This is a genomic window from Klebsiella sp. GB_Kp047 (assembly GCF_040065235.1).
GTDB classification, from domain to species: Bacteria; Pseudomonadota; Gammaproteobacteria; order Enterobacterales; family Enterobacteriaceae; genus Klebsiella; species Klebsiella quasipneumoniae.
Map to the genome: position 1 here is coordinate 55038 of NZ_JBEAJG010000010.1, position 6777 is coordinate 61814.

Annotated in this window: 5 protein-coding genes and 3 tRNA genes; all 8 read left to right on the top strand. The window is 56.1% G+C overall.

Annotated features, from left to right (window positions below; all coding sequences use genetic code 11):
- The first annotated feature begins 73 nt into the window (after positions 1-73).
- The 8 genes from nagB (at position 74) to ABLV76_RS07050 (ending at position 6686) form a co-directional block, all read left to right on the top strand.
- Positions 74-874: a glucosamine-6-phosphate deaminase gene (nagB, locus tag ABLV76_RS07015; RefSeq protein WP_002894749.1), complete on the top strand. Its 801-nt coding sequence runs from the start codon at positions 74-76 to the stop codon at positions 872-874.
- 113 nt (positions 875-987) lie between these two features.
- Entirely contained in the window at positions 988-2136 is a 1149-nt protein-coding gene (nagA, locus tag ABLV76_RS07020) for an N-acetylglucosamine-6-phosphate deacetylase (protein WP_064183002.1), read from the top strand.
- A gap of 8 nt (positions 2137-2144) precedes the next feature.
- Complete coding sequence (locus tag ABLV76_RS07025; RefSeq protein ID WP_004885919.1) at positions 2145-3365, top strand: N-acetylglucosamine repressor; 1221 nt, start codon at positions 2145-2147, stop codon at positions 3363-3365.
- A gap of 119 nt (positions 3366-3484) precedes the next feature.
- Positions 3485-4237, top strand: a complete 753-nt coding sequence (locus ABLV76_RS07030) for an HAD-IIA family hydrolase (protein WP_004885918.1) — start codon at positions 3485-3487, stop codon at positions 4235-4237.
- Positions 4238-4515: 278 nt separating this feature from the next.
- Positions 4516-6180, top strand: a complete 1665-nt coding sequence (gene asnB, locus ABLV76_RS07035) for an asparagine synthase B (RefSeq protein WP_004885914.1) — start codon at positions 4516-4518, stop codon at positions 6178-6180.
- A 237-nt stretch (positions 6181-6417) separates the two neighbouring features.
- Positions 6418-6494: transfer RNA gene (locus tag ABLV76_RS07040), tRNA-Met, on the top strand.
- A 9-nt stretch (positions 6495-6503) separates the two neighbouring features.
- Positions 6504-6588, top strand: a tRNA-Leu gene (locus ABLV76_RS07045).
- A 23-nt stretch (positions 6589-6611) separates the two neighbouring features.
- A tRNA-Gln gene (locus ABLV76_RS07050) sits at positions 6612-6686 on the top strand.
- The last annotated feature ends 91 nt before the right edge of the window (positions 6687-6777 follow it).

A 6777-nucleotide genomic window follows, 5' to 3' on the forward strand; every position in this document is an offset into this window, starting at 1 on the left:
CAGTTGCTGCAATACTCTCCTCAGAGTGCTGGCGCCAATCCGCCAGAATCTACTTTAACTATAGAGGTGAAGAATGAGACTGATCCCCCTGGTAACCGCTGAGCAGGTCGGTAAATGGGCTGCCCGCCATATCGTTAACCGCATTAATGCATTTAAACCAACCGCGGACCGTCCGTTCGTCCTGGGACTGCCGACCGGCGGCACCCCACTCACCGCCTACAAGGCGCTGGTTGAAATGCATAAAGCAGGCCAGGTTAGCTTCAAACACGTCGTCACCTTCAACATGGATGAATACGTTGGCCTGCCGAAAGAGCATCCGGAAAGCTATCATAGCTTCATGCACCGTAATTTCTTTGACCACGTTGATATTCCGGCAGAAAATATCAACTTGCTGAATGGTAACGCGCCGGACATCGATGCGGAATGCCGTCGCTATGAAGAAAAAATTCGTTCCTACGGTAAAATCCACCTGTTCATGGGCGGCGTGGGCAACGATGGTCACATCGCGTTTAACGAACCGGCCTCCTCTCTGGCGTCTCGTACCCGTATTAAGACCCTGACCCATGAAACCCGCGTGGCGAACTCCCGCTTCTTCGACGGCGACGTGGATCTGGTGCCGAAATATGCGCTAACCGTCGGCGTGGGCACCCTGCTGGACGCAGAAGAGGTAATGATTCTGGTGCTGGGCCATCAGAAAGCGCTGGCGCTGCAGGCGGCGGTAGAAGGTAACGTCAACCACATGTGGACCATTACCTGTCTGCAGCTGCATCCGAAGGCGGTGATCGTCTGTGACGAACCGTCTACCATGGAGCTGAAAGTGAAGACACTGAAATATTTCAACGAATTAGAAGCTGAAAATATTAAAGGTCTGTAATGTAGTCGTGTCCCGCGATTTGCGCGGGACCATCTTTTTCTTTGTATGCATCATCATGCCGGCGGCAAACGAACGTACCCGGGCCTGATGAGGCGTATATACCGGGGGTCGTAATGTATGCATTAACCCAGGGCCGGGTTTATACCGGTCATGAAATTCTTGATGACCATGCGGTTGTTATCGCTAATGGCCTTATCGAACGTCTTTGTCCGCTGGCAGATTTGCCGTCTGACATCGAGCAGCGCTCAGTCAACGGCGCCATCCTCGCCCCCGGTTTTATCGACGTCCAGCTCAACGGCTGCGGCGGCGTGCAGTTTAACGACAGCCCTGACGCGGTCACTGTCGACACGCTGGAGATCATGCAGAAGGCCAACGAACGCTCAGGCTGCACCAGCTTCCTGCCGACGCTGATTACCTCCAGCGACGATCTGATGAAGCAAGGCGTGCGCGTGATGCGCGAATACCTGCAAAAGCACCCGAACCAGGCGCTGGGTCTGCATCTTGAAGGACCGTGGCTGAATATCGTCAAGAAAGGCACCCACAACCCGGACTATGTGCGTAAACCGGACGCGGCGCTGGTCGATTTCCTGTGCGACAACGCCGATGTGATCACCAAAGTGACCCTCGCCCCTGAGCGCGTTGAGCCGGAAGTGATCCGCAAACTGGTCGCCGCCGGGATCGTCGTCTCCGCGGGCCACTCCAACGCCACGCTGAGAGAGGCGAAAGTGGGCTTCCGCGCAGGCATTACCTTCGCCACCCACCTGTATAATGCAATGCCGTACATTACTGGCCGCGAACCGGGTCTGGCCGGGGCGATTTTTGACGAGCCGGATGTCTACTGCGGTATTATTGTCGACGGGATGCACGTCGATTACGCCAACGTGCGCAACGCCAAGCGCCTGAAAGGCGACAAACTGTGCCTGGTCACCGACGCCACCGCGCCGGCGGGGGCGAATATTGACCAGTTCATTTTTGCCGGGAAAACAATATACTACCGCAACGGGCTGTGCGTAGATGAAAACGGCACCCTCAGCGGATCTTCCCTGACCATGATTGAAGGGGTACGTAATCTGGTTGAGCATTGCGGTGTGGCGCTGGACGAAGTATTGCGCATGGCGACGCTCTATCCCGCGCGCGCCATTGGTGTGGACAAGCAGCTCGGCAGTATTGCGCCGGGTATGGTCGCTAACCTGACCGCCTTTACACGCGATTATAAAATCACCAAGACCATCGTTAATGGTAACGAGGTCGTCACTGAGTAAGTAAAAGTATGACAGCAGGCGGACAAGCTCAAATTGGTAACGTTGACCTCGTAAAACAACTGAACAGCGCGGCCGTGTACCGCCTGATTGACCAGCATGGGCCTATCTCGCGCATTCAGATCGCGGAACAAAGCCAGCTTGCCCCTGCCAGCGTGACCAAAATCACGCGTCAGCTTATTGAGCGCGGCCTGATCAAAGAAGTCGATCAGCAGGCCTCCACCGGGGGGCGCCGCGCCATCTCCATCATTGCGGAGACGCGCAACTTCAACGCCATTGGCGTGCGCCTTGGCCGCTATGACGCCACTCTCACCCTCTATGATTTAAGCAGCAAGACCCTGGAAGAGGAGCATTTCCCGCTGCCCGAGCGCACCCAGGAAACGCTGGAACACGCCCTGCTGAATATCATCGCCACTTTTATTGAAAACTGTCAGCGCAAAATTCGCGAGCTGATCGCCATCTCGGTGATCCTGCCGGGGCTGGTGGATCCGGAAAGCGGGGTGATCCGCTATATGCCGCACATTGCGGTGGAAAACTGGGGCCTGGTCGGGGCGCTGGAAAAACGCTTCAACGTTACCTGCTTTGTCGGACACGATATCCGCAGCCTGGCGCTGGCCGAGCACTATTTTGGCGCAAGCCAGGATTGCGAAGACTCCATTCTGGTGCGCGTGCACCGCGGCACCGGGGCGGGGATCATCTCCAACGGACGCATTTTTATCGGCCGTAACGGCAACGTCGGCGAAATCGGCCATATTCAGGTCGACCCGCTGGGCGAGCGCTGCCACTGCGGCAACTTTGGCTGTCTGGAGACCGTCGCAGCTAATGCCGCCATCGAACATCGCGTTCGCCACCTGCTGGAGCAGGGCTATCAGAGCCGTCTGACCCTCGATGACTGCACCATCAAAACCATCTGCAAAGCGGCCAACAAAGGCGATGCCCTGGCCTGCGAAGTGGTCGAGTACGTAGGGCGTCATCTCGGAAAAACGATCGCCATCGCCATCAACCTGTTCAATCCACAAAAAATCGTCATCGCCGGCGAAATTGTGGAAGCCGAGAAAGTGCTGCTCCCGGCCATTGAGGGCTGCATTAACGCCCAGGCGCTGAAGGCGTTTCGTAAGAACCTGCCGGTGGTGCGCTCCACCCTCGATCATCGCTCAGCGATTGGCGCCTTCGCGCTGGTCAAACGCGCCATGCTCAATGGCACGCTGCTGCAGCGCTTGCTTGAGAGCTAACCGCCCCCCTTTATTGATAAGCGCGTCGCTCTGTCGTTGGCGGGCATCGCCCGTCAGAGGTGTGAAACCTCATCAATGACGCGTATAGTTTCGTCTTTGATAATGATTCTGGACCCACCATGACCATTCAAAACATAATTTGTGATATTGACGGTGTGCTGATGCACGATAACGTCGCCGTTCCCGGCGCTGCCGAGTTTATCAAGCGCATCCTCGAGAAAGGCATGCCGCTGGTGATGCTGACCAACTACCCGTCGCAAACCGGCCAGGATCTGGCGAACCGTTTCGCCACCGCCGGGATTGAGGTTCCGGATAGCGCGTTCTACACCTCGGCGATGGCGACGGCCGATTTTCTGCGCCGCCAGGAAGGTAAGAAAGCCTATGTGGTGGGTGAAGGGGCGCTGATCCACGAGCTGTACAAAGCCGGCTTTACCATTACCGACGTCAACCCGGATTTTGTCATCGTCGGGGAAACCCGGTCCTTTAACTGGGAGATGATGCATAAGGCGGCCTTCTTTGTCGCCAATGGCGCCCGCTTCATTGCCACTAACCCGGATACTCACGGTCGCGGCTTCTACCCGGCCTGCGGCGCCCTGTGCGCCGGGATCGAGAAGATCTCCGGCCGTAAGCCGTTTTACGTCGGTAAACCCAGCCCGTGGATCATCCGCTCAGCGCTGAACAAAATGCAGGCCCACTCCGAACAGACGGTGATTGTCGGCGACAATCTGCGCACCGACATTCTGGCTGGCTTCCAGGCGGGGCTGGAGACCATTCTGGTGCTCTCCGGAGTCTCGACCCTCGACGACATCGACAGCATGCCGTTCCGCCCGTCGTGGATCTACCCCTCCGTCGCGGAAATCGATATTTTCTAATGTCAGCCACGTCTCAGGACGTGGTTGTTCATTTTTGACGCCTGCCAAAAGTACCATATCTAATAAAAACGGCTTAAAATTGCGTATTCTTCAATGAAGCCGTTCAAAAGATACTCTTTTTTTACTATTCAACAATCGCAGTTGCGTTTTTTCTTTTTCCAGCCGTAAAACCCTTGCGCCTGCTCCCCCTTTACGGCATTTTCTTAAGCACGCACTCAGGCTTCGCCACGAGACGAAGCCAGCACAACATCAAACACGACAGGGTAATGGAGAAGGCTATGTGTTCTATTTTTGGCGTACTGGATATTAAAACTGACGCAGGCGAGCTGCGTAAAAAGGCGCTGGAGCTTTCCCGCCTGATGCGCCATCGCGGTCCGGACTGGTCTGGCGTGTATGCCAGCGACAAAGCGATTCTGGCGCACGAGCGCCTGTCGATTGTCGATGTCAACGCCGGCGCTCAGCCGCTGTACAACGCCGAAAAAACCCATGCGCTGGCCGTTAACGGCGAAATCTACAACCATCAGGCGCTGCGCGCGGAATATGGCGACCGCTATCAGTTCCAGACCGGCTCCGACTGCGAAGTGATCCTCGCGCTGTATCAGGAAAAAGGCCCGGCGTTCCTCGACGACCTGCAGGGGATGTTCGCCTTCGCCCTGTACGACAGCGAAAAAGACGCGTACTTAATCGGCCGCGACCATATCGGCATTATCCCGCTGTATATGGGCCATGACGAACACGGCAACTTCTATGTCGCCTCTGAAATGAAAGCCCTGGTGCCGGTGTGCCGCACCATTAAAGAGTTCCCGGCGGGGAGCTACCTGTGGAGCAAAGACGGTGAAATTCGCCAGTACTATCAGCGCGACTGGTTCGATTACGACGCGGTAAAAGACAACGTTACCGATAAGAACGAGCTGCGCCAGGCACTGGAAGAGTCGGTGAAAAGCCATCTGATGTCCGACGTCCCCTACGGCGTGCTGCTCTCCGGCGGCCTTGATTCTTCGGTCATCTCCGCCATCACCAAGAAATTTGCCGCCCGTCGCGTCGAAGATCAGGAGCGTAGCGAAGCCTGGTGGCCGCAGCTGCACTCCTTCGCGGTCGGTCTGGAAGGCTCTCCTGACCTGAAAGCGGCGCAGGAAGTGGCTAACCACCTCGGCACCGTGCACCATGAAATTCACTTTACCGTCCAGGAAGGGCTGGATGCGATCCGCGACGTTATCTATCACATCGAAACCTACGATGTGACCACTATTCGCGCTTCGACGCCGATGTACCTGATGTCGCGGAAAATTAAAGCCATGGGCATCAAAATGGTGCTTTCCGGCGAAGGCTCGGACGAAGTGTTCGGCGGCTACCTCTACTTCCATAAGGCGCCGAACGCCAAAGAACTGCACGAAGAGACGGTACGTAAGCTGCAGGCGCTGCATATGTTTGACTGCGCCCGCGCCAACAAAGCGATGTCCGCCTGGGGCGTGGAAGCCCGCGTGCCGTTCCTTGACAAGAAGTTCCTCGACGTGGCGATGCGCATCAACCCGCAGGATAAGATGTGCGGCAACGGCAAAATGGAAAAACACGTGCTGCGCGAATGCTTTGAATCCTATCTGCCGGCCAGCGTTGCCTGGCGGCAGAAAGAGCAGTTCTCTGACGGCGTCGGCTACAGCTGGATCGATACGCTGAAAGAAGTGGCCGCGAAACAGATCAGCGACCAGCAGCTGGAAACCGCAAGCTTCCGCTTCCCGTACAACACGCCGACCTCCAAAGAAGGCTATCTGTACCGCGAGATCTTCGAAGAGCTGTTCCCGCTGCCAAGCGCGGCGGAGTGTGTCCCTGGCGGTCCGTCGGTGGCCTGCTCTTCTGCTAAAGCCATTGAGTGGGATGAAGCATTCAAAACCATGAACGATCCGTCAGGCCGCGCGGTAGGCGTCCACCAGTCGGCCTATAAATAAGCCCTGACAGGCGTTGATACGCGAAACGGACCCTCCGGGGTCCGTTTTCTTTTTGCGGGAATTATGCCGCTGAAAAACGATAAATAACCAATAATTGCCGATTATTGCAGCGAGCTGTTCGCAACCTAACCAAACAGTCACATTACAACGATTTTCCTTGAAAAAGAGGTTGACGCTCGCAGGCCCAATACGCATAATGCGCCCCGCAACGCCGATAAGGTTACGCGAAAAAAAGATGGCTACGTAGCTCAGCTGGTTAGAGCACATCACTCATAATGATGGGGTCACAGGTTCGAATCCCGTCGTAGCCACCATCTTTTTTTGCGGGAGTGGCGAAATTGGTAGACGCACCAGATTTAGGTTCTGGCGCCGCAAGGTGTGCGAGTTCAAGTCTCGCCTCCCGCACCATTCACCAGTCAGCGTTGTACGGATGGGGTATCGCCAAGCGGTAAGGCACCGGTTTTTGATACCGGCATTCCCTGGTTCGAATCCAGGTACCCCAGCCATATTTCTTCGATATTTGCGGGTCACCGCGACGGTATTGGGGTATCGCCAAGCGGTAAGGCACCGGTTTTTGATACCGGCATTCCCTGGTTC

Coding starts and splice junctions, on each gene's coding strand:
- nagB (WP_002894749.1), top strand. CDS start 74: ATGAGACTGATCCCCCTGGTAACCGCTGAGCAGGTCGGTAAATGGGCT.
- nagA (WP_064183002.1), top strand. CDS start 988: ATGTATGCATTAACCCAGGGCCGGGTTTATACCGGTCATGAAATTCTT.
- ABLV76_RS07025 (WP_004885919.1), top strand. CDS start 2,145: ATGACAGCAGGCGGACAAGCTCAAATTGGTAACGTTGACCTCGTAAAA.
- ABLV76_RS07030 (WP_004885918.1), top strand. CDS start 3,485: ATGACCATTCAAAACATAATTTGTGATATTGACGGTGTGCTGATGCAC.
- asnB (WP_004885914.1), top strand. CDS start 4,516: ATGTGTTCTATTTTTGGCGTACTGGATATTAAAACTGACGCAGGCGAG.